General features: G+C 40.8%; 23 protein-coding genes. 17 read left to right on the top strand and 6 right to left on the bottom strand.

Translation table 11 applies throughout. The features are described 5' to 3' along the window. Window positions 1-3 precede the first annotated feature (3 nt). The 11 genes from IGL37_RS13020 (at window position 4) to folP (ending at window position 9544) form a co-directional block, all read left to right on the top strand. Window positions 4-1098: a DUF917 domain-containing protein gene (locus IGL37_RS13020; protein ID WP_002354727.1), complete on the top strand. Its 1095-nt coding sequence runs from the start codon at window positions 4-6 to the stop codon at window positions 1096-1098. After that, the gene (locus IGL37_RS13015) at window positions 1099-2652 is read left to right on the top strand and encodes a hydantoinase/oxoprolinase N-terminal domain-containing protein (RefSeq protein ID WP_002378874.1); all 1554 of its coding nucleotides are present in this window, start codon (window positions 1099-1101) and stop codon (window positions 2650-2652) included. A gap of 262 nt (window positions 2653-2914) precedes the next feature. Further along, window positions 2915-3580 (top strand): hypothetical protein, encoded by a 666-nt coding sequence (locus IGL37_RS13010; RefSeq protein ID WP_002354729.1) that lies wholly within the window; start codon window positions 2915-2917, stop codon window positions 3578-3580. Then, window positions 3558-4697: a helix-turn-helix domain-containing protein gene (locus IGL37_RS13005; protein ID WP_002370166.1), complete on the top strand. Its 1140-nt coding sequence runs from the start codon at window positions 3558-3560 to the stop codon at window positions 4695-4697. The genes IGL37_RS13010 and IGL37_RS13005 overlap by 23 nt, the downstream gene beginning before the upstream one ends. Window positions 4698-4719: 22 nt before the next feature. Beyond that, entirely contained in the window at window positions 4720-5118 is a 399-nt protein-coding gene (locus IGL37_RS13000; RefSeq protein ID WP_002411275.1) for a hypothetical protein, read from the top strand. Between the two features lie 86 nt (window positions 5119-5204). After that, window positions 5205-6554 (top strand): glutathione-disulfide reductase, encoded by a 1350-nt coding sequence (gene gor, locus IGL37_RS12995; RefSeq protein ID WP_002354732.1) that lies wholly within the window; start codon window positions 5205-5207, stop codon window positions 6552-6554. A gap of 197 nt (window positions 6555-6751) precedes the next feature. Continuing rightward, window positions 6752-7114, top strand: coding sequence for a dihydroneopterin aldolase (folB, locus tag IGL37_RS12990; protein ID WP_002354733.1), 363 nt, complete (start codon window positions 6752-6754; stop codon window positions 7112-7114). Further along, the gene (folK, locus tag IGL37_RS12985) at window positions 7115-7600 is read left to right on the top strand and encodes a 2-amino-4-hydroxy-6-hydroxymethyldihydropteridine diphosphokinase (RefSeq protein ID WP_002388642.1); all 486 of its coding nucleotides are present in this window, start codon (window positions 7115-7117) and stop codon (window positions 7598-7600) included. Beyond that, window positions 7594-8163, top strand: coding sequence for a GTP cyclohydrolase I FolE (gene folE, locus IGL37_RS12980; protein WP_002399300.1), 570 nt, complete (start codon window positions 7594-7596; stop codon window positions 8161-8163). The genes folK and folE overlap by 7 nt, the downstream gene beginning before the upstream one ends. 3 nt (window positions 8164-8166) lie before the next feature. Next, complete coding sequence (locus tag IGL37_RS12975) at window positions 8167-8760, top strand: non-canonical purine NTP pyrophosphatase (protein ID WP_002358949.1); 594 nt, start codon at window positions 8167-8169, stop codon at window positions 8758-8760. Next, complete coding sequence (gene folP / locus IGL37_RS12970; protein ID WP_002385125.1) at window positions 8753-9544, top strand: dihydropteroate synthase; 792 nt, start codon at window positions 8753-8755, stop codon at window positions 9542-9544. Before IGL37_RS12975 ends, folP begins: the two co-directional genes overlap by 8 nt. 887 nt (window positions 9545-10431) lie before the next feature. Here folP and IGL37_RS12965 read toward each other — a convergent pair. The 6 genes from IGL37_RS12965 to IGL37_RS12940 form a co-directional block, all read right to left on the bottom strand. Beyond that, window positions 10432-10797, bottom strand: a complete 366-nt coding sequence (locus IGL37_RS12965) for a type II toxin-antitoxin system PemK/MazF family toxin (RefSeq protein WP_002370162.1) — start codon at window positions 10795-10797, stop codon at window positions 10432-10434. Continuing rightward, the gene (mazE, locus tag IGL37_RS12960) at window positions 10787-11032 is read right to left on the bottom strand and encodes a type II toxin-antitoxin system PemI/MazE family antitoxin (RefSeq protein ID WP_002385128.1); all 246 of its coding nucleotides are present in this window, start codon (window positions 11030-11032) and stop codon (window positions 10787-10789) included. Before mazE ends, IGL37_RS12965 begins: the two co-directional genes overlap by 11 nt. Before the next feature lie 305 nt (window positions 11033-11337). Continuing rightward, on the bottom strand, window positions 11338-12324 hold the full coding sequence (locus tag IGL37_RS12955; RefSeq protein WP_002354740.1) for a polyprenyl synthetase family protein: 987 nt from the start codon (window positions 12322-12324) through the stop codon (window positions 11338-11340). 37 nt (window positions 12325-12361) lie between these two features. After that, window positions 12362-12919 (bottom strand): Gx transporter family protein, encoded by a 558-nt coding sequence (locus IGL37_RS12950; RefSeq protein WP_002354743.1) that lies wholly within the window; start codon window positions 12917-12919, stop codon window positions 12362-12364. Window positions 12920-12930: 11 nt separating this feature from the next. Then, window positions 12931-13353 carry a NusG domain II-containing protein gene (locus IGL37_RS12945; RefSeq protein WP_002354745.1) on the bottom strand — a complete coding sequence of 141 codons (423 nt, stop codon included), beginning with the start codon at window positions 13351-13353 and terminating at the stop codon, window positions 12931-12933. 217 nt (window positions 13354-13570) lie between these two features. Beyond that, entirely contained in the window at window positions 13571-15517 is a 1947-nt protein-coding gene (locus IGL37_RS12940) for an NAD(P)/FAD-dependent oxidoreductase (RefSeq protein WP_002354747.1), read from the bottom strand. Between the two features lie 277 nt (window positions 15518-15794). On the opposite strand from IGL37_RS12940, the gene pplA reads away from it, so the two are divergent. The 6 genes from pplA to IGL37_RS12910 all read left to right on the top strand — a co-directional run bounded on the left by pplA (window position 15795) and on the right by IGL37_RS12910 (window position 26143). After that, entirely contained in the window at window positions 15795-16724 is a 930-nt protein-coding gene (gene pplA / locus IGL37_RS12935; RefSeq protein WP_002368513.1) for an extracellular electron transfer flavoprotein PplA, read from the top strand. A 254-nt stretch (window positions 16725-16978) separates the two neighbouring features. Continuing rightward, the gene (locus tag IGL37_RS12930) at window positions 16979-18046 is read left to right on the top strand and encodes an FAD:protein FMN transferase (protein ID WP_002354751.1); all 1068 of its coding nucleotides are present in this window, start codon (window positions 16979-16981) and stop codon (window positions 18044-18046) included. A 13-nt stretch (window positions 18047-18059) separates the two neighbouring features. After that, complete coding sequence (gene menA / locus IGL37_RS12925; RefSeq protein WP_033918101.1) at window positions 18060-19007, top strand: 1,4-dihydroxy-2-naphthoate polyprenyltransferase; 948 nt, start codon at window positions 18060-18062, stop codon at window positions 19005-19007. 386 nt (window positions 19008-19393) lie between these two features. Next, window positions 19394-19756 (top strand): LPXTG cell wall anchor domain-containing protein, encoded by a 363-nt coding sequence (locus IGL37_RS12920; RefSeq protein ID WP_002370158.1) that lies wholly within the window; start codon window positions 19394-19396, stop codon window positions 19754-19756. Next, window positions 19743-22763 carry a WxL domain-containing protein gene (locus IGL37_RS12915; RefSeq protein ID WP_202583905.1) on the top strand — a complete coding sequence of 1007 codons (3021 nt, stop codon included), beginning with the start codon at window positions 19743-19745 and terminating at the stop codon, window positions 22761-22763. The genes IGL37_RS12920 and IGL37_RS12915 overlap by 14 nt, the downstream gene beginning before the upstream one ends. Window positions 22764-23143: 380 nt before the next feature. Beyond that, on the top strand, window positions 23144-26143 hold the full coding sequence (locus IGL37_RS12910; protein ID WP_202583903.1) for a WxL domain-containing protein: 3000 nt from the start codon (window positions 23144-23146) through the stop codon (window positions 26141-26143). The last annotated feature ends 156 nt before the right edge of the window (window positions 26144-26299 follow it).

Raw genomic sequence — 26299 nt, 5'->3', positions numbered from 1 at the left:
AGAATGCGTTATTTAGATGCAGAAGCAATTGAGAATATAGCTACAGGAGCAGCTTTTTTAGGGACAGGAGGTGGCGGTGATCCCTACATTGGTAAAATGATGGCTTTGTCCGCCATCGAAGAAAACGGACCTGTCAAACTGGTTTCTCCAGAAGAAATTGCCGCGGAGGATTTTTTCCTACCCGCCGCAATGATGGGTGCCCCATCTGTCGCAATTGAAAAATTTCCCAAAGGCGACGAATTCGTCCGTGTCTTTGAGAAGTTAGGAAAATATTTAGACCAAGAAACGATTGCGGGAACCTTTCCAATGGAAGCTGGGGGCGTCAATTCAATGATTCCAATTGTTGTTGCAGCGAAGCTAGGCATTCCCTTGGTGGATTGTGATGGTATGGGTCGGGCCTTTCCAGAATTGCCTATGGTAACGTTCCATTTGAATGGGATGTCAGCGACCCCTATGGCAATTACCGATGAAAAAGGAAATATTGGCATTATGGAAACGATTGATAATACTTGGACAGAACGTCTTGCTCGTGTTCAAACGGTTGAAATGGGCGCCAGTGCTTTAGTGAGCATTTATCCCGCGACAGGCAAACAATTACAAGACTATGGTATTCACAACATCGTGACATTATCAGAAGAAATTGGCAAAGTGATTCGAGGTACCTATGCAGATGAACAAGAAAAACGCCAAGCATTAGTAGAAGTTACGGATGGCTTTGAATTGTTCCAAGGAAAAATTCTAGATGTAGAACGAGAAGTAAAAGGTGGCTTCAATTTGGGACGTGTCAAATTGAGTGGCTTAAACAGTGATGCTGGTTCAGAAGCAGTCGTCCATTTTCAAAATGAAAATTTAATTGCCGAGAAAGATGGTCAGGTGATTGCGATGACGCCTGATTTGATTTGTATGGTAGATTTAGAAACTTTAACGCCTGTGACAACAGAAAGCTTGAAATACGGCAAACGTGTCCAAGTAATGGGCTTGAAAGCGAATGCCGCTTGGCGAACGAAAAAAGGTATCGAAACAGTGGGTCCTCGGTATTTCGGCTACGAAATGGATTATCAACCACTAGAAAACTTAGTAGCGAAGGAGGACAAATAAATGTATAAAATCGGTATCGATGTCGGCGGCACAAATACAGATGCTGTTATTTTAGATCATCAATTAAACTTGATTCATTCAGTGAAAGTTCCAACAACCGATGATATTCAAACAGGGATTGCCGGCGCCTTAAATAAAGTCTTGGCAGAATCAGCAGTGGACCCAACCAAAGTCACACATGCAATGTTGGGCACGACCCAATGTACGAATGCCATTGTTGAGCGAAAAAAATTAGCAAAAGTTGGGGTCCTTCGTTTGGGCTATCCAGCAACCGCTTCGGTCTTGCCTTACACAGCTTGGCCCAAGGATTTAGTGGCCACTCTTTCAGAAACGTATGCTTTAGCACATGGCGGCTACGAATATGATGGACAACCATTGACTGCACTGGACGAAGAAGAATTACGTGGGATTTTGGCCTCTTGGCGAGGAGAAGTAGAGGCAATCGCAGTAATTGGCGTTTTTTCTTCTTTAAAAAATGACCAAGAATTGTTTGTCCAAGCACTTGCGAAGGAAGTGTTAGGGGCAGATGTTCCTGTATCTTGCTCCTCAATGATTGGGTCTGTCGGTTTAATTGAACGGGAAAATGCGACAATTTTGAATGCTGCGTTGCACAAAGTAATTAAAGTGACCAGCGAAGGCTTTGAACAAGCCTTAGAACAAGAAAAAATTCATCACGCCCAAGTGTACTTATGTCAAAATGATGGTACGTTAATGTCGTTAACGTATGCCAAACAGTTTCCTATTTTAACCATTGCTTGTGGACCAACCAATAGTATTCGTGGCGCTTCTTACTTAGCTGGTTTGAAAGATGCGGTTGTTTTAGATGTTGGTGGCACAACGTCAGACATTGGCGTGTTAGTGGATGGCTTTCCAAGAGAATCTTCACTGGCCGTTGATGTTGGCGGGGTACGGACCAATTTTAGAATGCCAGATATCGTGTCAATCGGTGTCGGCGGCGGCAGTCTAGTGCGTGAACAACCAGATGGTTCTGTGACAGTTGGCCCCGATAGTGTCGGCTACCGTATTACACAAGAGGCCCTTGTTTTTGGCGGCACACAATTAACGACCACTGATATCGCGGTTCGCTTAGGCCATGCCCAAGTCGGTGATCCTAGCAAAGTGGCTCATTTAGACCAAACGTTTGCGGAAAAAGTGTACCAAAAAATTGGCGAATTGGTCAGTGAAGCGATTGATCGCATGAAGACCAGTTCCGCAGACGTGACGGTCGTTTTAGTTGGTGGTGGGAGTATTATCATCCCCGAAGAATTGACAGGCGTTAAAGCGCTAATTCGCAACGAAAACGGAGCAGTGGCGAATGCCATCGGTGCCTCTATCGCTCAGATTAGCGGACAATACGAACAAATTTATGTTTATTCAAAAATCCAACGAGACGCGGCGTTGACTGATGCCCAAGAAAAAGCCGTCCAACAAGCTGAACTTGCGGGTGCAGTCCCTGGCACAATCGAGTTAGTCGAGGTGGAAGAAACACCACTCGCCTATCATCCAGAAAATGCAACCCGCTTACGAGTAAAAGTGGTTGGGAATATGTATTGAGGACCAGTGCAAAGCAAAAGTTATAAGAAGAGTTATTTGAAATATGAGGTCGGGCTAGGGCTGTCGATTGAAGTTTTATCCTGAAGAGTACAGAAGAAGCTATATCTGTCTCGCCGTTTATTTTAAAATTCAGAGTTAGGAAGGTAAGTCGAAATGACTTACCTTCCTAAGTTCATTTTTTTGTGTTGACATATTTTTTTAGAAAAGGCAAAATGTTAACATGGTATGTTGTTGGGGTGTTGTGAAAAAAGGAGAGAAAATAATGAGTATTTTAAAAGAACATTTAAAAAGAAATTGTGATGCACGAATGGTTGGTGTTTTATCGTTAAGCATAAGAGAAGCATATCGCTACTTAATGGAGCTAACAGAAAGAGAATCTATTTTTCAACGAGCAGAAATGAAAAAAGTTTGGGGACACGTTCGGCATGGATTGGTTGATGTTGGTTTAAAACAAGTGTTAACTTCATCAGCAATCCCACATGAAATAGCTGACAAAGCTAGTAGTCGATATGTCAATGGTCATACGTACTTAATGATTGAAACCAAAGGCGCAATTTTAACGCCAGCGAAAGTTTTATCAGAAGCTTCAGTTCCTAAAAAGGCATTATTTAGAAATCGTGGGAGCTTATTAAATAAGCAGTATAATTTATTTGACAAACCAGAAGATTTAAATGAGTATTATGATGCCAATCAACCGCCATTCTTATTACTAACTTATGGCGGATCGAATCATCAATTACGTTTTGTTCGATTAGGGTTACCAGATATTGGAGTTGGTCGTTGGATTGACCAAATTGATATTACGCAGGCACCAGTTCTTTTAAAAAATCCAGAGGAAGTTCGTAAGGACCTACATTTGACTTTTACGTCAACCGCTGACGAACTGATAAGGAGAGGACTAGAAAATGAACGAGAGGTTGATTTTTAATCCAAAGCAATTAACTTCGGCTCGCATTGCACGAGGATTAACAATGAAAGAATTAGCCGAAAAAGCAGAGCTATCTAGGCAAATGATTTCGAATTACGAATCGGGAAAAACAATTCCTAAAGCAGATAGCATATTAAAACTAATTTCTGTTTTACAATTTCCCCGTAGTTTCTTTTCAGCAGATACATTTGAATTGTATTCAGGCGCAACTTTTTTTAGAAGCCGAAGTGCGGCGACGAAGAAAGTAAGAGATATGCAAAAAGAGCGGTTAAAATATGTGCAAGAAGTGTATAAAGTATTAGCAACATATGTGAACTTTCCCAAAGTTTGTTTACCAGAATTAATTGAAAAGAGTATTTATGAAATCACAGAAGAAGAAATTGTGAAAAAGGCTGAGGAATTACGGAAAATTTGGGGCTTAGACTTGATTTCGCCAGTCCCTAATCTCATTCAGTTGGCTGAACAAAATGGTGTGATTATTTCAGAAGCCAACATGTCAAATCCAACACTAGATGCGGTCTCGCGTTGGATGATTGGTCGGCCGTTTATTATGCTCACAGATAATCATGAATCTGCTGTCCGTCGTCGTTTTAACGTGGCGCATGAACTAGGACATATTTTATTACACAACGGTGTTGAAAGTATTCATGAGTATTCGCAAACAGAATTAAAGAACATTATTGAGTATCAAGCAAATCTATTTGCTGCGCATTTTCTCCTTCCTTCAGCGGCTTTTTCTGATTCGCTCTTGTCTATTTCGTTAGAATACTATATTGATTTGAAAAAGTATTGGAAAGTTTCTCTTCAATCAATGATTCAAAAAACATACACATTAGCGTTAATTAATGATGATCAACGTCTCTATTTAAATAAAAGAATTGCTAAAAATAAATGGAAAACGAAAGAGCCTTACGATGAACAACTGACTATCGAACAGCCAGAAGTTTTCCAAAAAGTTTACCACATGATTTTAGAGCACCAAGTCATTCCTGCAAGTCAACTAAATCAAGCTTTTAAATTACCTAAAGAAGAAATAGAAAAGATATTAGGAACAGCTATTCAAACGGAGCAGGACAAAACAGAAATTGTTCTTGAATTATTACGTTCTAACGAGTAATCAAAAAGAAGGAGGAATAACTATGGCTAAATTATTCGCCTACCAAATTGGTCAAAACCCTCGTATTCAAACGGACCTTTTGGTAGATCCTCAGCTGTTTGAAGATGAGCATGGCTGTATGGGTGCAGTGGGCTTCGGGTTAGCAGATTGTGTTCAAACCGGAATGTTTACAGATATTGAAGTGATAAAACGGTATCTTCACGAAGCAACCTACGTTTTTATTAATGGTGACTTTGACCGACTAAGTTATTTAGAAATTGGGATTGCACTTTCCTTAGGCAAAACACTTTACGTCATTACAATGAACCCAAACGTAACCAAAGAAGATTTAGGAATTCCCTTCGACAATGCTACGATTGAATTCCTTTCCCCCAGCGCTTTTATGGAACGAATCCATAAAACAGAAGCAGCAGAAAACTAAACAAAAGTAAGTAATACGACTGTCTTTTTTTGCTATTTTTTGCGATAATAAAGGAGAAAGTTCAAATTGAAAGGGAGCCAGAATAAATGAAAACCTATGATTATATTGTTATTGGTGGCGGTAGTGGCGGGATTGCTTCTGCTAACCGCGCAGGAATGCACGGAGCTAACGTCCTTTTAATTGAGGGCAACGAAATTGGTGGGACCTGTGTCAACGTTGGTTGTGTGCCTAAAAAAGTCATGTGGCAAGCCAGCAGCATGATGGAAATGATGGAAAGAGACACAGCAGGCTATGGGTTTGATGTTGAAATCAAAAATTTTAGCTTTAAACAATTAGTTGAAAATCGTGAAAAATATATTGACTTCTTACATGGTGCGTATAATCGTGGTTTAGACAGTAACAACATTGAACGTATCCATGGTTATGCTACGTTTACTGGGGAGCAAACAATTGAAGTCAATGGAACAGAATATACGGCGCCGCACATTTTAATTGCGACAGGTGGTCGTCCGAAAAAACTAGGTATTCCAGGAGAAGAATATGCCTTAGATTCAAACGGCTTCTTTGCGTTAGAAGAAATGCCAAAACGTGTGGTCTTTGTCGGTGCGGGTTACATCGCAGCCGAATTAGCAGGAACCTTACATGGCTTAGGCGCAGAAACACATTGGGCCTTCCGTCACGAACGACCATTACGAAGCTTTGATGACATGCTTTCTGAAAAAGTCGTAGAACGCTATCAAGAAATGGGCATGCAAATTCATCCGAATGCAACACCAGCTAAAATTGAAAAAACGGCGCAGAATGAGTACGTTATTACATTTGAAAATGGTGAATCAATCACGACAGATGCCGTGATTTTCGGGACAGGCCGTCAGCCGAACACGGATCAATTAGGCTTAGAAAATACGAAAGTAGCCCTTGATGAAAAAGGCTACGTCAAAGTAGATAAATTCCAAAATACCACGCAAAATGGCATCTACGCAGTCGGCGATGTCATTGGTAAAATCGACTTAACGCCAGTCGCGATTGCCGCTGGTCGGCGCCTGTCTGAACGCTTATTTAACGGACAAACCGATTTATATCTGGATTATAACTTGGTGCCAACGGTGGTCTTTACCCATCCACCAGTTGCGACAATTGGCTTGACGGAAAAAGCAGCGCTTGAAGAATATGGTGAAGACCAAGTGAAAATCTATCGCTCTAGCTTTACACCAATGTATTTTGCTTTAGGAGAATACCGTCAAAAATGCGACATGAAATTAATCTGTGTCGGCAAAGAAGAAAAAATTGTCGGTTTGCATGGCATCGGCATCGGTGTTGACGAAATGCTACAAGGCTTTGCAGTCGCTATTAAAATGGGCGCGACCAAAGCTGATTTTGATAATACTGTTGCGATTCATCCAACAGGCTCAGAAGAATTTGTAACAATGCGATAAAAGGCGAATAAACCCCAAAAAAGAGCGTTGCATCAGCAACGCTCTTTTTTGAATACACGAGTTATACTATTTGATTCGTAAAAAGTAATTTTTTATATCATACCAATAACCACTTTTCCATCTTTTAACTACTGACTTTTCCAAGAAATATGCTATGATTAAAAAAATCAGCAAAACAGAGGGTAGGGAGTTAGAGGATGGATAAAATTAGAATCAACAACTTGAAATTTTTCACAAAAAATGGTGTTTTGGCAGAAGAAAAACGTCTAGGACAGCAAGTAGAAATCGACCTTGAAATGCAGTTGTCGTTAGCTGAGGCAGGGCGAACAGATGATGTCACTCAAACTGTCAATTATGCCGAAGTGAATGAATTGATTGCCCAACGAGTAAACAATCACTCGTACGATTTAATCGAAGGTTTAGCGAGTGCTATTTTAGATGATATTTCCGCAGATTATCAAGAACAATTGAACAAAATTATCATTAAAATTAGAAAATATAGTGTGCCGATGCCCGGCCTTTTTGACAATATTGAAATTGAAATGGAGCGAGAAGTATAGATGATTGGCTATGTAGCATTAGGTAGTAACGTCGGCGATCCATACGCAAATTTAGTGAAAGCCCGCAATTATTTAAACGAAGACACGCAGATTCAGGTCGTGGCTTCTTCAAAACTTTATGAAACGGATCCTTACGGCTATACAGACCAAGATGATTTTTTGAACGCCGTATTGAAAATTGATACTAGCTATACCGCTGAAGAGTTATTGGCTGTTACCCAAGGGATCGAGCAAGCAATGAAACGTAAAAAATTAATTCACTGGGGTCCGCGGATTATTGATATTGATATTTTATTATTAGGGGGGCAGTCAGTCGCGTTGCCCCACTTACAAGTTCCTCATCAAGAATTAACAAAACGGTCATTTGTTTTGATTCCCTTAAGTGATGTTTACGCAGAGGAACAACTATTGGGCGCGCCAATAGCTACGTGGATTCAGCGCAGTGGCAATCAAGAAGAAGTGCGAGTAAGCGAAAAGGAATGGTAGAGATGGAGCAGGAAAAACAAGCGCAAATTGAGCAGGCAGTTATCACAATCTTAGAAGCGGTGGGGGAAGATACTCAACGGGCAGGACTCATTGATACACCCAAACGCGTAGCTAAAATGTATGCAGAAGTTTTTAGTGGATTAACCGAACCTGAATTTGACGATTATAAATTATTTGATAGCTTAAATGAAGGCGAAATGGTTCTAGTAAAAGATATTGCCTTTTATTCAATGTGTGAACACCATTTATTGCCATTTTATGGAAAAGTACATGTCGCTTATCTGCCAGAAGGTGGCAAAGTATTGGGACTAAGCAAGTTACCAAGATTAGTAGAACATTGTGCCAAACGTCCCACAGTTCAAGAAGATTTAACAGTGACAATTGCCCGCAAACTCCAAGAAAATATTCCCGTCAAAGGCATTGCAGTAGCCATTGAAGCGGAACATATGTGTATGACGATGCGCGGCGTGAAAACACCACAAAGTAGCACCAAAACATTTCAATTTACCGGACTATTTAAAGAACAAGAGTGGAAAAATCAATTTTTAATGGAGATACGTTAGAAAATGGAAATCATTGTTGGCACGAATAACCAAGGTAAGTTAAAAGAAATGCAATCAGGACTTAAGGACCCCGCTATTCAACTTGTCTCTTATCGAAAGTATACAACCAGTCAAGAACAACCTGCAGAAACTGGCACTACGTATGCTGAAAATGCTTATCTAAAAGCTCGCTTTTTCCAACAATTAATTGGCCGCCCAGTGTTAGGTGATGATGGCGGCTTAACGTTAACTGCTTTTCCTGATTTATTAGGTATTCATACAAGCCGCTTTTTCCATTCAGCCAATCCGGAAGAACAGAACCGCGAACTGTTGCACTTATTTGAAGGGCAACAGTCGACCCGAGAGTTAACCTTATCAGCCACGTTGGTCTATGTACTCGATGACGACAAACTGTTGCAAACGGAAGCCACTTTGACTGGTGAATTAGTTGAACCGCGCGGTACAGGTGGTTATGGCTTTGATCCGATTATTTATTTACCAGATCGAGGCAAAACCTTAGCGGAGTTGTCCACGAGTGAACGAATGAAGATAAGTCCTAGAATGCGGGCTTTACGAAAGATGATTCAGCAGATGAAGGAGCAATGTGACAATGATTGATTTAAAAAAGAATTACCAAATTATGGGGATTGTCAACACGACCCCCGACTCTTTTTCTGATGGCGGTAGCTACACAACGGTCGACGTGGCCTATCAACATGCGCTTCATCTACTAGAAGCGGGGGCCGATATTTTAGACATTGGCGGCCAATCCACACGTCCTGGCTACGAAGAAGTTTCTCCACAAGTTGAGGCAGACCGAGTATTACCGTTAATTAAAAAAATACGTGAGACTTCTCTAGCGCCGATTTCTGTGGATACCTACTATCCCGAAGTAGCAGAAGCCGCGATCCAAGCTGGCGCCACAATGATTAATGACATCAAAGGATTAGACACTCCGGGGATGGCAGAAGTCCTCGCACAATATCCTGAAGTCCAAGTTGTGATTATGCATTCCAGAAAACACCAATCCCTTTCTTTAAAAGAAGAGTTGCACCAATTTTATACAGAAAAAATTGAACAATGCCAAAAATATGGGCTTTCCTTAGAAAAAATTTGTTTTGATCCAGGGATTGGCTTTCATAAAACTGTCGCAGAAAACCTTCAACTGTTAAAAGATCCTAACGCCTTTCGCTACCAAGATTATCCGTTACTATACGGCGTTTCTCGCAAACGAACTATTGGCGCTTTAACGAACGAACCAGAACCAGCCAACCGTGATTTTGGCTCAGCCGCTGCTTCCTTGTATGCAGCACAACAAGGCGTAGAAATTTTACGTGTTCATAATGTCCAAGGCTTAAAACAAACATTTGATGTCTGGCGAGCATTGTCGGAGAAGGAGTAAAGGCGGAGCAATAGACTAAACAGACCGACCATCAAAAAAGATGGTCGGTCTGTTTAGTCTAAAAAATTTTAGTTGGCTGAATCGTTTTATCCCAGTAAACGGTGCACGATTTTTATTACAAAAGAAAGCGTATTCTAGGAAGGTACAAATGTGTTATACTACACAAGTAGGAAGTTTATGACGGTGGCAATTTCTCAAAAAAAGGGGGACTGCCAATGTTTTTGCTTGTTTGCTCTTTCCCTAGAAAGGAATAGTAGTGACTGTCTTTGAAGCATTGATGCTTGCGATTGCTTTCGCAACATTAATTGTCAAAATCAGTAATAAAAACGACAAAAAATAAACCCGTCATAACTTTTAGCGAAGATTGACGGGTTTATTTATCCACAATTAAAGCTACCGTCTTAAACGGTCTACCCGAGAGCGTATGTCTAGTACGCTCTCTTCGTGTTTATTATAGCAAGTTGAAACGGAAAAGTCGAATAGTAAATAAAAAAAGTAAGCGTATTCTAGGAAGGTATAAATGTGTTATACTACACAAGTAGGAAGTTTATGACGGTGGCAATTTCTCAAAAAAGGGGGACTGCCAATGTTTTTGCTTGTTTGCTCTTTCCCTAGAAAGGAATAGTAGTGACTGTCTTTGAAGCATTGATGCTTGCGATTGCTTTCGCAACATTAATTGTCAAAATCAGTAATAAAAACGACAAAAAATAAACCCGTCATAATCTTTAGCAAGGATTGACGGGTTTATTTATCCACAATTAAAGCTACCGTCTTAAACGGTCTACCCGAGAGCGTATATCTAGTACGCTCTCTTCGTGTTTATTATAGCAAGTTGAAACGGAAAAGTCGAATAGTAAATCATATATGCGTGTTCAGTTGAAGCCTAATTAAACAGCAAAAGAAAAGTTTTGTAAAAACTTTTGAGCAATTTCGTAAAATGTTTCTTCGTCTAACGTATCTACATATTTTATTCTGCGTTGTGCCTGTTCTGTATAGTCGAGTGAATAGACTTGGAGCGTATTCACTTTACTTACTGCATTATCGGAGGTATGAAGTTTTTCGCTATAAATAGGGACAAGAAAAGGACGTTCCTTATCCAACGAGGTTATTGGACAGACAATAACTAAATTTGTTGAAATATTGTAACTGTCTTTGCTCATTACGAGAGCAGGTCGTCGTTTTCTGATTTCATAACCTTTAGAAGGCGCAAAGTCGATAATAACAATATCTCTTTGAGTTGGTTTATAGCCCATCAACTTCTCCTCCGCTAGGTGAATAATCAATCGCTAATTCAGGAAGATAAAACTCTCCTTCAGCAGTATTTTCAAAAAAATCTTCTACTTTTGGAATCAATGCGATGGAGCCATTATTTTTGCGAAGAATAACAAATTCTTCTCCTTCTTTAACTCCTAAAGTAGCAGGAATTGTTATAACTAATGAGTTTCCTTGTTTTCTTGTTTTTGTTGATGTCATAGCTAACACCTCCATTTTTTAATTAGTATAACATGTATTCACTAGGTAATACAAATTAGAGATGGAATGAAGCATCAAAAGTAGTTAAGTTGTATAAGTAACAACATTAATTGTCAAAATCAGTAATAAAAACAACAAAAAATAAACCCGTCATAACCTTTAGCGAAGATTGACGGGTTTATTTCCGTATTAAAATCAAGCTACCGTCTTAAACGGTCTACCCGAGAGCGTATGTCTAGTACGCTCTCTTCGTGTTTATTATACCAAGGTATCACCTAAAAAGCTAGCCGCTAAATCCTCAATAGGATCCAGCGGCTTTTTTAATTTTCTCTTGTCAAAATCGTTTGTGTAATTTCATACAATTGTTCTTTCGCTTGGGCCTTTGTTTCAGGAAGTTTGCTGATTTCTTTCAGCGCTTTTTCTGTGTAATGAGTGGCTAATTGTTGGGCCTTTTCTACGCCACCTAGTTCATGGACAAGACGATAAATTTCCTGTGTTTCTTCATCGGTCAAGGTTTCTTTTTTCATTAAAAGTGGCAACAAGACTTCACGATTGGCTTCAAGTGCATAAATCAAGGGCAAAGAATACACGCCTTGACGTACGTCTTCTAAGACGGGTTTGCCGATGGCATCGGCAGTTTGTGTATAGTCCAAAATATCATCAATAATTTGAAAAGCCAGCCCGATATTTTCGCCGATTTCACCACAACGTTTAGCAAAACGTTGGGAGGTGCCACTTTCATAGGCACCGACAAAACAACTTAGCGCAAACAATTCCGCTGTTTTCCCAGAAATGTTTTTTAAATATTGGTCAATCGTTACCTCGAAATTATAGCGATTGTCCATTTGACCAAGCTCACCAGTCAGGACTTTTTCCATACTGCGCGAATTTAATTGAATGCTTTTTAATGAAGAAGAATAATCAGATAAGAGCTTGAAACAGCAAACAAAAAGATAATCGCCTGTATACACGGCTGTGCTATTTCCAAAGCGCGAACGCAATGTTGGCAAGCCACGACGCGTATCAGCTTCATCGACAATATCGTCGTGAACTAACGTGGCGGTATGCAGTAATTCAATGGAAGCCGCTAACGCTGTCGCCTTTTTAGGGTCCCGCTGTTCACCAAAATAAGAGAACAACAGTTGGTAGGCTGGACGTAGCAATTTGCCGCCAGAATGAATCATGTCATGGACAGCAGCTTGAATCTCTTGATTATCGATTTGAACCGCTTGTTCCATCAAGCGAAGAGTAGTTGTTAATTCTTTTGATAACGTAGGATAGGTATTCCACATAGGATGTATATTCATAAGATGACTCCTTTAATTGTGGCGGACAGGTTTTCAATTAGAAAAATTGACTCCACTTATGTTTCGTTGTTTGTTCATAATTCAGTTGGAATTTTCGTAACGTCTGGACATGTTGTAGTAAATAATTAGCGGCAATCCCAATGGCAATCCCTGAGAGTAACCCAAACAGAGATAAAAATGGTAAGTACAGCATCGGCGCCCACGAATGAGCAAAGAAAGAGGTCGTTAGCAACTGACCAACGTTGTGTAAGAAACCACCAACGGCACTAATCCCGATAATGCTGACCCGTTTTGGCCCCAGCTGCTTGACAAGCAACATGCCGAAATAACTTAATAAGGCACCACTGGCACTATAGAAAAAGGTCGAAAGTGTGCCGCCCAGTAATGTCGTTAAAATCAAACGTAAACAGACCAAGAAAAAACTATCACGCTTACGCATGGTGAAAATCGCAATAATGGTAATTAAATTTGCTAGACCGAGCTTTGCCCCAGGAGCAAATGCGAAAGGGTAAGGAATCATATTTTCGATTAAACCAATAATGACCCCTTGGGCAACGAGCATAGCAATATAAATATTCTTGTGTAATTTGCTCATAGTTGTCGTGCTTAATAAATTAAGCTACCGTCTTCACTCCCATCAGAAGCTTCCACGGTGATAAACAAATTGTGGGGTAGACAGGCAATCGGGGTTTCACCAGGTTTTGAAATCCAGCCTCGTCGAACATCCACTAAGTCAGCACAGTTGGCTTCCTTCACGCGGATACGATCACCATCTACTTCAATCAGGTTGTAATCACCGTCTTTTGCTTCGTATTTATATGTATAATGCGGGCCGTCCTTTTTTAAGTCAAAGACTTTGATTACTTTGTTGTCTACTTTCAAGACTGCTTGATACGTAGCCGCTTCTTGACCACGGTTTTGCATGGCAAAAACAACAAGGGGCAGAAAAGAACCAAGAACTAAAATAGCAATAATAATAACGTCCCATGTTTTCAAGCGACTTTTCTTAATGAATTCTTTGATCGTCATTTTCTTCTCTCTCCTTTGGTGTTTTTTTCTTGTCTATCATAACATAATGAACGGAAAAGAAGTATTCTTTTCCAGTTGAGCCACCATATTATATAAAAGAAAATATGTGGGACAAAAGTCATGCTTGACTGCTGTCCCACATACTAAATCCTATGATAGTCAGCTGGAGACATGTGTCTCAGCTTTTGCTCGTAGTTGTCAATCGATTATCGATTGCTTACTTACCGCCGTATCTAGCTTTCGGGGTACCATACCACGCTTTACCAAGTTTGCGTTGAATCCATGGAATTACCCAGCGGTCTAAACCGACAGCACGGCCTGAACCGTTCATCAAAGCAAAAGCGACAAAGATAAACCAGATATTTACCCAATAGAACATGCCAGATAAACAGAAGGCAATTGTTAAACCAATTGTAGCAGCACTTGATAACCAAGTGAATAAACCAGCAATCAATGCTAAAGCAATACATACTTCAACGATTGTCATGAATTTTTGCATGAACAAAGCAACTTCTTGGTTTGGCATCATAAATTTCATTACGCTTTCGAACCATTTAGGCATGTGATCAAACACTTGCATTGGTGTTTCGCCGTAAGCGTAGCTTAAACCAAAGTGCGCTGCTTGTGTTGCCGCATCGGCACCACCGCTTGCCGCCGCATCCGCCGCACCACTTGCAGCAGTTGTTGCTGTTTCAGTTGCTTGAGAAGCACCTGTTGTTACTTGTTCTTGTAACCAAGGGAATGGGAAAACGACTTTATCTGTGAACCAAGAACCGTCACCAAACCAAGTGCTTGGTTTCAAGTAATCGCCGTTGCCGACAATTTTCTTCATTGATTCGACTAACCAAACCATACCATAGAAGACACGTAGCGGAACACTCCACAAGACATTGCCGTAACGAGACGTATGTCCGCGAGCAACAGAACGATCATCTTTAATATGGAAGATTTCGTGCATAATGTATTGGAACATATAGTAACCAGAACGAATATCAAAGAAGTATTTCAAGTTAACGATATGTTTCATAATGATGGCTAAGAAACCACTCAAATGAATTTTATCGAATAAGTTGGCAACGCCCCATTTCGCGCCGATGGAAACCATGAATCCTTGGTAGTTTCCTTTAAAGGCGTGTTTTTCGCCACCTTTAATATCTGCAACGATGTTGGCAGCCGCAGTATGACCTGTTTGTTCAGCCGCTTGAACGATTTGAGGAGTTGGTGTATTTGGTGTTTCTTCGTAATAAACCAAGTCACCAATGATATAAATGTTTTTGTCTTCGTAACCTTTTGCTTGCATGTATTCATTCGCAACTAAACGACTACCACGTGCTGCTTCTAAACCAAAGTCAGCGGCATCAGAAGTTGCTTTCACACCAGCTGTCCAGATTAACGTATGCGTTGGCACTTCAGAACCATCTTTTAATTTAATGTGATCTGCTGCAACTTCAACGATTGGTGAGTTCAATAATAATTGAACATTTTTCTTTTCTAGATAACGTTCTGCTTTGGCAGCATCGTTACGAGATAACATGTTTAAGATGGTTGGCATTGCTTCAACAACCATTAATGTAATTTCGTCTGGATCAATTTTGGCATCTTTCGCTAAACGATCTTTCCAGTCGATTAATTCGCCGACCATTTCGATCCCAGTAAAACCAGAACCACAGACAACGAATGTTAACATTGCTTTGCGTACTTCAGCATCTGGTTCGATGGCTGCTTTAGCAACGGTTGCTTCAATGTGATGACGAATTTTCACTGCATCATCAAATGACCATAAGGTGAAACCATTTTCTTTCACGCCTGGTGTTCCAAAGTCGTTTGGTTCGCCACCCATACCCAGAATTAACTGGTCAAATGGATAAGAACCTGCTAAAGTTTTCACAACTTTGTTTTCTTTGTCGATCCCAGTAACAGTATCTGTTACCAATTTTACGTTTTTCTTGCGTGAGAACAAACGTTGTAAGTCGTATTGAATTGCTTCTGGTTCAACACGTCCGCCTGCTACTTCATGCAATTCGGTCATCATAGTGTGGTAAGAATGGCGATCAATCAATGTGATTGTTACGTCCGTATCTTTTTTAAATTTCTTTGCTAGAAATTTAGTAGCTGAAACGCCAGCATACCCAGCACCTACAACGACAATATTTTGCTTTGTCATTGACAATCCGCTCCTTAATATTGTAAGTAGTAAAATAGTGATAATGATTAATAAGTACACAATCGACTAACATTATATAAGTATTTCACGAATTTGTCTAATATAAATTTTAATTGTCAACAAATTTACTCCAACGATGAGTTTTTGATGAAAAAAAGACCGAAATGTAAATATTTTTAGGGGATGGTCTTGACAACGTTTTTAAAACCATTATAATGTGTAATGTATCACAAACTTTTGATGTTTGTGAAAATCATGAAAGAAAAGGTGACTATCAATGAAAGTGAATAAATTTGTTAAAGGTTTTGCGGCAATTGCATTATTTAGTTTAGTATTAGCAGGCTGTGGCGCAGACAAGAAAGACAACACAACGAACTCTTCTAGCGCAGCATCTTCAGAAACGAAAAAATCAACTGAATCATCAGCACCAGCGAAAAAAGTTGCCGGTGGCGATTTAAAAGATGGTACGTATAAATTAGAAGAAAAAAATGAAAAAAATGGTTACCGTGCAGTCTTTGAAATGACTGTAAAAGACGGCAAAATCACTGAATCTAAATATGACAACATCAATGCTGACGGCAAATCTAAAACAGAAGACACTAAGTATGAAGAAAGCATGAAAGCAAAATCTGGTGTTGGACCAAAAGAATACATCAAACAATTAAACGATTCTTTTGTTAAAGCACAAAGCGCAAGCGGTGTGGAAGTAGTAACTGGTGCGACTCATTCATCTGAATCATTCCAAAACTACGCACAACAATTAATCCAAGCAGCACAAGCTGGTAACACAGACACAATCGAAATCGACAATGGGGCAACATTGAAAGATGGTACGTACTCATTGAAAGAAAAAAATGACTCAAACGGCTACCACACAACATTCTCAATGACTGTGAAAGATGGTAAAGTGACTGAATCTAACTACGATAACGTGAACGCTGACGGCAAATCTAAAAAAGATGACACTGAATACGAAAGCAAAATGAAAGACGTTGCTGGCGTTGGACCAAAAGAATATATCGAAACATTAAACAAAGAATTTGTTAAAGCAATGGGCGAAGAAGACGGCTCACCTGCAGGTGTTGAAGTGGTAACTGGTGCAACACACAGCACACATTCATTCATCAACTACGCACAACAATTAGTGAACGCTGCTGAAAAAGGCGACACAACTGAAATCGTTGTTGACAACATCGTAACAAAATAAGTAATAATAAATGAATCGTGAAGTAGTTCCTGAAACGCTTTTCAGCAATTACTTGACACCATTGAGGGGTTGGGAAAAAGTCGGTTGGCTGACTTTCCCGCCCCTTTTTCTTCGCTAGTTCTGTCCATCATTTCACAAATTTTTTCACAGAAATTTGTGAATTTCCAAGAGAAAGACTTTTCATTTTTTCCAAAAAAGGCTACTATGCAAGAGAACTTATTTTTTAATTAAAGAAGGAAAGAAGAGGGAATCCTATGAAAAAGAAACTTCTGCTCATGGTGAGTGTTCTAGCAGTGCTGTTTGTGGCAGCTGCTTGTTCCTCAAAACCAGAAGCGAAAATTAATACAGAACCATACTCTGACCGTCAAACAATGCTTGGTACCTACGTTCAAATTCGCATCTACGATGATGGCAAAGAAGACGTCTTACCGAAAGCCTTTGCCCGCGTCAAAGAACTAGGCGATAAAATCACGGTCAACCAACCAGGTTCAGAAATTGATGAAATCAACCAAGAAGCAGGCGTAAAACCAGTCAAAGTCTCAGATGACCTGTATCCTTTGTTGAAAAAAGCCTATGAATACAGCAAAGACTCCCGCGGCGGCTTCGACATGGCAATTGGCCCAATCACCTCTATGTGGCACATTGGCTTCGATGATGCCCGCAAACCAAGCCAAGCCGAAATTGATCAAGCCTTGAAACTCGTTGATTACACGAAAGTCAAATTCAACGACAAAGAGCAAACCGTTTACCTTGAAGAAAAAGGCATGCAATTGGATTTAGGCGCAATTGCCAAAGGCTTCATCACCGACGAAGTCGTGAAAGTCCTCAAAGACAACGGTGTCACCACCGCTATCGTCGATTTAGGCGGGAATGTTTACGTCTTAGGGCACAGCCCACGTGGCAAAGACATGGATTGGACAGTCGGCATTCAAGATCCGAATAAAGCCCGCAACACAGTCTTAGGTCAAGTCAAAGAAAGCAACAAAACCTTAGTCACATCAGGAATTTATGAACGCTACTTAAAAGTCGATGGCAAAACATACCACCATCTCTTTGATCGTGAAACTGGCTATCCGTTTGATAACGACATCGCGGGTGTTACCATTATCACCGACAAATCCATCGATGGTGATGGTCTCTCAACAGCCGTCTTCTCAATGGGCGTCAAAAAAGGACTAGAATATGTCGAAAGTCTGAAAGGAACCGATGCCATTTTCGTCACAAAAGACGACAAAGTCTACATCAGCAAAGATATCGAAGGCAACTTTGAAATCGGCAAAGACTCTGGCTATACGATGGGGAATCGGGCCGATTTGAAATAAGGAGCGACTAAAAATGTCTTTAAATGTGTTTTTAAAAGTAGTGGAAATTCAGACGAAGCTTGCCAGTCTCTTTCCCTTCATTATCGGGGTCTTGTTTTCAATGACCTATTTCGGGGAAGTTCAGTGGGGCAACACGCTGGTTTTCTTCATTGGCATGGTGGTCTTTGATATGGCCACCACCGCCATTAACAATTACATGGACTTCAAAAAAGCCAAATCTGACGTCTATAAATATGAAGAAAATATTATCGGACAATCAGGCGTTTCACCACAACTGGTCCGCAACATGATTTTCGCCATGATTGCCTTCACTGCCGTTGTGGGTGCTTACTTAACGGTTCAAACAGGCTGGCTCTTCCTCGTATTAGGCGGGATTTGCTGCTTCATCGGTATTTTCTACACGTATGGACCGATTCCGTTATCCCGCATGCCCTTGGGGGAAATTTTCAGTGGCTTCACGATGGGCTTAGGCATCTTCGTCTTAGCCGTTTACTTGAACGTCGTCACCAATCCGCCTTTTTACTTAACGGTCGATTTTGCTAGCGGCGCCTTTCGCTTAGACGGCAATCTCTGGGCGGTACTTGCGATTGTCGTGGCGTCCTTGCCCTTGGTCTGTTCGATTGCTAACATCATGCTCGCCAACAATTTACGGGACTTAGACACGGATATTGAGAACCACCGTTATACATTAGTCTATTATATCGGGCGCCCAGCAGGGATTGTGCTGTTTCAAGTGTTAGCGCTAGCTGGTTATCTGGTGATTTTATTCGGCTTCATTAGTGGTATTTATCAATGGCCAGTGTTAATTACATTTGCTACTTTGCCTGTCATTTGGAAAAATATTCAAACGTTTAAACAAGAATTGCCGCAGCCGAAAAGTTTCCGTCATTCCATTAAAAACTTAATGGTTTTCAATGGCACCTATGCCTTAGGGCTATTAATTAGTGCATTGCTTGGCTAGATTCTAAAAAAAGTAGAGAAAATACGAAAAAAATACTGTTTTTTTTCAAGCGACTTCTTCAAAAGTGTTACACAAAGCTCAAAAAGTTAGTATCAATTACTAACTTTTTGAGCTTTTCTCGTTAAATGGCTAGAAACCTTAAACTTTTGTCGGGGATTTTTGATAAAAATTGACTAAAATCGCCTTTTTTTAGTAACGATTATTAAATAACGGGCGTTGTAAACCCTGGTATAACAAGAACTTTCAAAATTTTCGCAAGAGGTGCGAAAAAAACGTCAATTCCTAAGGGGGGGTTCTTTGTTATTATAGAGGTATGAAAAAAGGTTGTTACACATTCCTTGTATAAAAGATCAACGAATACAAGTGAATCTAAAGGAGGTTTTTAAATGAAAAAAAAGCGTTATTTAATGATTGTGTGTCTACTATCTTCTCCTAGTTTTTTTATAAATGTTGAAGCGTCTGATGGTGGTTCTAGTTCGGTGGGGATTGAATTTTACCAAAATCCGAGAACACCCGCTCCTAAAGATGCCCCACCGAAAACAGATGCGCCAGCTGCTGATCCCAAGGAACCAGCTGGTCCTCCGCAAGGAGATCAACGAAGTGGTGGTTCGACACAGACCACCACAACTGGCTCGCAGCTCCCTCGTACAGGGAGCAAGAGTCAGGCAAATCTTAGCATTCTCGGCTTAGCCTTAATCGGCTTGGCGGGAATGGTACATAGAAAGAAGGGACGACATGAAGCAAACTAAGTGGCAACGATTAGCAACCATTGGCTTGTGTAGTTCTTTAGTGATTAACGCCTTTTCTGGCGTGACCGCAGTTGCGGAAACAATCACGATTGAAAGTAGTCCGACAGTAGCAAGTAGCGCTAAGAAAGCAACATCAGCAAGTAGCGCAACGCAAGCAAGTACGGAAAGCAGTCAAGAAACGACTGAAACGAGTCGGGAAGAAGTAACACAGGAAACAGAGAAACCAGAAGTAGTGAAAGAAGAGCAGAAAGAAGAACCGCAAGCAGAAGTGAAGCAAGAAGAAACGCCAGCAAATAGTAGTGGAAATGACCTACAAAAGAGCATTTCACCACGTTGGGTACCGAATAATCAAGTGATTTATCCGAGAATGATTTTTGGCTTTACTGATGAAACAGGAAAAGCTTTTGCTGATGAAAACTTAACGTTATCAGGGACATATTATAAAGTTGTGCGTAACAAATCAACTTTAAAATGGTACACCTCTAATGGTACTAGATATCCAATTGTTTCTTCTAATGCAGGAAACGGTCAATATCGAGTAGCTGTTAATGCAGCGGTTCCATTACCGTATGATTTCTTCACAAATGTACCGGCAGGGTATACACTAAACCTATATGTGATTGAGCAACTAAAGGTCAATAATACGTTAAAGTATGTTGACAGTATTGTTGCTGCTCCTTATAGTAGTATAACCTATACCTTGTACAAGGCTCAACAAACATCTGAAGCAGCTCAATTTGGCAATTACGCTAAAGCCAGTTTGCCCCAGAGGGATAGAACATTTTCTAAAAGCAGCACAAATATCTTTTCTCTAAATACAGCACTTAGTACGGACACTAGTGAGTTATTAACTATCATGCGAGTAACTCATGGAAATATGTCTGATCCAATACTAATTGGCTTTGACGGCACTGCAACGTACCAAGAAACACTTAATTACGTAGTCACTCGGAAACAAGTCACCGAAAAGTTCGTAGATGCTAACGGCGTAGCCATTACACCGCCAACAGGTTTTACCCAAAACAAGAAAACACCAATGACCAGCAATGCTTTCACCTTCAAACAAGCTGGCACCTTGCCAGATACCTATCAAGCAGACGGCAAAACCTATAAGTTCAAAGGTTGGTACAAAGGCAAAACCAAGCCAAACACCTTGACCACCACCAAAGCACCAAGCTATGCGGTGACTTATGACGATAATGATGATTTGAATGTGGTGTATGAAGAGATTGAAGCTTTTGATTTCCCAGCACTGACCTATCAATTCGGGTTCGTGGACGAGTCTGGCAAACGAGTAGATGCTTCAACGATTGATTTGACGTATGACAATTGGTATGGAGAAGCATTTGTAGACAATGCAGAGGATACAAATATTTCTGCTAACTGGAAAACAGTCAGTCTTGAAAAAGGTCAAGTTACACCAACTAAAGATAACTTGAAGGAAATTGCTTACCCTGCGCAACCTCTTGAAATACTGAGAGGTCGAATGTCACAATATAGTGTGGCTAACTTAACATTCAAAATACCTAAGTATTATGAAAACATAAGTATTTATAATAAGGCTGGTACTTTTGATACAGCGTATCCATTTCCAACTGTAAAAAACAATAATTCTTTAACTTCAGTAAGTGATGGACCTCAATTGTTCCAATTAAAGAAAAGTAATAATCAATCCTTTATCTTTAACCAAACAACAGGAGCTGCACCAGCAGATATTCAGGTCCCTTATTACTTGCGAAAGATGGTCTATAATCCTGATTTAACAACTAATAGAGGAGTCTATTTTTCAATAGACAAACCAATTTACTACTATCTAACCAACCGCAAAGTCACCGAAAACTTTGTGAACATCAACGGCACTAAAATCACGCCACCAACAGGCTTTACACAAGGGAACCAGATTCCCATGACGAGCAACACTTTCAAGTACACAGCCGCAAGAGCCTTACCAGCTAGTTATACAACAGGCGGTAAAACTTACATTTTCCAAGGCTGGTACAAAGGTAAAACCAAGCCTAATACCTTAACAACCAGCACTACGCCAACATACAATACAACTTTTGATGGCAATGACGACATGACGGCGATGTATAAGGAAGAAGTGCCCAAAGCAAGTGTCGCTTTAACGCGCACTACCGCTGAAACCGTGACTAGCGGCGGCAATGTCACCTGGCGTGCCACAATTACCAATACAAGCCAAGCGCCACTAACCACGGCGACCATCAAGAAATCAACCGCTTGGACAACTGGCTTAGCAGCCCCAACCGCCATGATTGTCACGCCAGCTGGCGGCACCGCGAAAACAGTCCCCGTCACAGCAACTACGTGGACCAATGGTGTTAGCTTAGGCACTGACATTCCCGCAGGGAAATCTGCCACGGTTCAGTTTACCACGAAAGCAACGGGGACAGCGGGGCAAGTCTTGCGCGCTGGGATTACCACCAGTGGGAATTACAGTGGTGTCTCTGCTTCGGCCACCGTACGTGTGAAAGACAATGATCAAGCAATTGTAACACCAACGGCTGAAGGTTTCATCAGTGTTCCAACCTTCAATTTTGGTCAAGTTGGGGTAGCGGGAAGCACGCAACAGCATGGCTTGAAGAAAGCCGCTGATTATTATGGCAACGGCACACGCAATCCCTATCTGCGGATCAAGAAAACCCAAGCGAATTGGAGTTTAACGGCGCAACTGTCGCAACCAAAATCAGCGACAGACAGCTTGCCTACAGCGACCCGCTTATTGTTAGGGGCGGCTCCTGTTTCGAGTTTCTCAAATTACAACCAACCTACCGAGTTGAAAAATGCGGTCGGTACTACGAGTGCCATTAGCTTGAATGCCAACAACACGGCCACTAGGATTATTGCCAACCAGCAATTCACTGGGAGTAATATTTATCAGTTGGACTTCACCTTCAACAATGTCAAACTTCAAGTGCCAGCCAACCAAGGGGTCAAGGGGCAACAATACCAAGCCGCAGTTACGTGGAACTTAGTGACAGGTCCTTAAAATAGTTAAGTTATCATGAGGAAAGCTCAAAATGTTAGTACCAAACACTAACATTTTGAGCTTTTGATTATAAAGATTAAGGAATTTAGTGGAGAATCAGTAGCAAAATGGCAGAAATTCTTGATTTTTCGCGCATTTTTCTAGTGAAAAAGGACTCTTCTACCTTGGTATAATAGGAATCGTCGGAAAAGTCACTTAGCTGTAGTAAAATTTGAAATTTCAAAGGCACCTTTTTTTGATAGAATGGAGAAAATTAAAAGCTGTACATAGACCAATGAACAATAAATCAATACATAAAGAAAGAGAATAGCATGAATCAAAAATGGCAACGCTTAGCATTCTCGGCTTGGCGGGAATGGTACATAGAAAGAAGGGACGACATGAAGAGAATTAACTGGCAACGCTTAGCAACCATTGGCTTGTGTAGTTCTTTAGTGATTAACGCCTTTTCTGGCGTGACCGTAGTTGCGGAAACAGTCACGAGTGAAAGTAGTCCGACAGTAGCAAGTAGCACAACGCAAGAAAGTACGGAAAGCAGTCAAGAAACGACTGAAACGAGTCAGGAAGAAGTAACACAGGAAACAGCGAAACAAGCAGAAATACCAGAGGTGAAAACTGAAACAATAGAATCGGTACCAGAAAGTAGTAATGAAAATGACCGACAAACGAGCATTTCACCACGTTGGGTACCGAATAATCAAGTGATTTATCCGAGAATGATCTTTGGCTTTACTGATGAAACAGGAAAAGCTTTTGCTGATGAAAACTTAACGTTATCAGGGACGTATTATAAATTATCCTATCAAACGGCAACTAGTCAGTGGCGTCCAGATGCGAATAGATATCCAATTGTTTCTTCTAATGCAGGTGGTGGTCAATATCGAGTATCTGTCAATGCAGCGGTTCCTATGCCGTACGATTTTCTTACAAATTTACCAGCAGGTTACCTTCATAATACGTACGCAATTGAACAATTAAAGATTGATAACACGTTAAAGTATGTCGACAGTATTGTTGCCCCGCCTGGTAGTATAAACAGGACCAGATACAGTGAGCAACAAACATCTGAAGCAGCTCAATTTGGTAATTATATTACAAGTAGTTTGACTCAGAGGGATAGAACATTTTCTAAAAATAGTGCAAATATCTTTTCTCTAAATTCATTAGCTTTGGCTCCATCAACGGCTGACATATTAACGATGCTGCGCACAGGTTCTATAGAACGTGGACCAATACTATATGGTTTTGATGGCACTACCACGTACCGAGAAACACTTAATTACGTAGTCACTCGGAAACAAGTCACCGAAAAGTTCGTAGATGCTAACGGCGTAGCCATTACACCGCCAACAGGTTTTACCCAAAACAAGAAAACACCAATGACCAGCAATGCTTTCACCTTCAAACAAGCTGGCACCTTGCCAGAGACTTACAAAGCAAGCAACGGCAAAACCTACAATTTCAAAGGCTGGTACAAAGGTAAAACCAAGCCAAATACTTTGACCACGACTAAAGCGCCAAGCTATGCGGTGACCTATGATGGGAATGACGATTTGAATGTTGTGTATGAAGAAGAGACAGTCACAACGTTGTATCCATCATTGGATGTAAACTTTGTAGACGAAAAAGGGGTTGGCTTCACGCCAGCGTTAACTTTTAGCGGCAAATATCGTGTGCAAAGAACGAGTGATAGGCTTTATACAGATTTGTACGATTTAACATCCAAAAGCAAAGGTAGCGGACAATACACACTGAGTCTTAACAATGGTACGATGCCATTATCACCAGAGCTATTGCTAGTTTATGGGAATGACAAACCAATTACTGGTGCGAACAGACTTAATTTTTCTTTAGATAAACTAGCGATCAATCAACAATTAAAATATGTCAATAGTATTGAATTAGATACAGTGAAAAGTGTTATGAAAATGTATGGCTATAACTATACCAGTGATAGCGCCACAATTATAGATCCTAATCAAGTGCCAGCAGAATATAACATGAGTGCTGCAACTCTCGCCTTATTAGGCTTTGATACAGATGGAGTATATTTTTCCAAGGAAAGTAGTGGAGTATTCAATACATTGATGGGTTATGCGAGTACCGGAGGTAAGCCTCTAATTACCATGAATCTTTTTAGTGGAAATCCAGTAAATGCATCCAAATTAGTCTACACAGTCACCCGTAAACAAGTCACCGAAAACTTCGTGGACACCAACGGCACTAAAATCACGCCACCAACAGGCTTTACGCAGGGGAACCAGATTCCCATGACGAGCAACACTTTCAAGTATACAGCAACAAGAGCTTTACCAGCTAGTTATTCAGTAGGTGGTAAAACTTACATTTTCCAAGGCTGGTACAAAGGTAAAACGAAGCCCAATACCTTAACGACAAGCACTACGCCAACATATAACACAACTTTTGATGGCAATGACGACATGACGGCAGTCTACAAAGAAGCAAGCATCAGCGCTAACTTAACGATGCGCGGTGCAGTCGATGTCATTGATAATGGCGCAGCCATGGAATATTGGGAAGTGCTGTTAAAAAATACTGGAGAAGCACCTTTAACTTCAGTTAAGATTAAACCAACCACTGACTGGGCGGCTGGAATTAGTACGCCCACGGAACTGTTTATTTTAGGTACTGGTCAAAATACGAAAGTTCGACCAATTACGAAAGAGCAGTGGGAAGCAGGTTTTGAGATTCCTTTAGACAGTAGTCTTCCTGTGGGCGGTCAACTAACGATTAATCTCCTAGGAACAAAAGTTACTGGACAACCAAACCAAGTGCTAAAAGCCGCTGTGGAAGTCACAGGGAATTTCAACAAACTGACTGCCTCAGATACGGTCCGGATTAAAGATTTAGATCAAGAAACAAAGGAACCGACCGGGGAAGGCTTCATCAGTGTTCCAACCTTCAATTTTGGTCAAGTTGGGGTAGCGGGAAGCACGCAACAGCACAGCTTGAAAAAAGCCGCTGATTATTATGGCAACGGCACACGCAATCCCTATCTGCGGATCAAGAAAACCCAACCGAATTGGAGCCTAACAGCGCAACTGTCGCAACCGAAATCAGCGACAGACAGCCTGCCGACAACGACCCGCTTGTTGCTAGGAACGGCCGCTGCTGCCAGCTTTACCGATTACAACCAACCAACAGAAACCAAGACACCGCTTGGTAAGACTGGCATCGTGAATTTAACCGCCGACAATACCGCAACAGCGGTGGTCGCGAACCAACAGTTCACAGGTAGTGACGTTTATCAGTTGGACTTCACGTTTGCTAACATCAAACTAGAAGTGCCCGCCAATCAAGGCATGGTTGGCCAACAATACCAAGCCGCCGTTACGTGGAATTTGGTGACTGGTCCCTAACAACCTTCGGGATTATGTGGCGGACTCCTTTTATAAATAGTAAAAATATCATGAGAAAAGCTCAAAATGTTAGTGTTTGATACTAATATTTTGAGCTTTTGTTTATGAAAATTAAGGAATTTGGCTGAGAATCAGTAGCAAAATGGCAGATTATCT

This window comes from Enterococcus sp. AZ119 (genome assembly GCF_050546175.1).
Classification (GTDB): Bacteria; Bacillota; Bacilli; order Lactobacillales; family Enterococcaceae; genus Enterococcus; species Enterococcus faecalis.
Note: the sequence above shows the minus strand (reverse complement) of the source record. Positions and strands in the feature narration are given on the sequence as shown.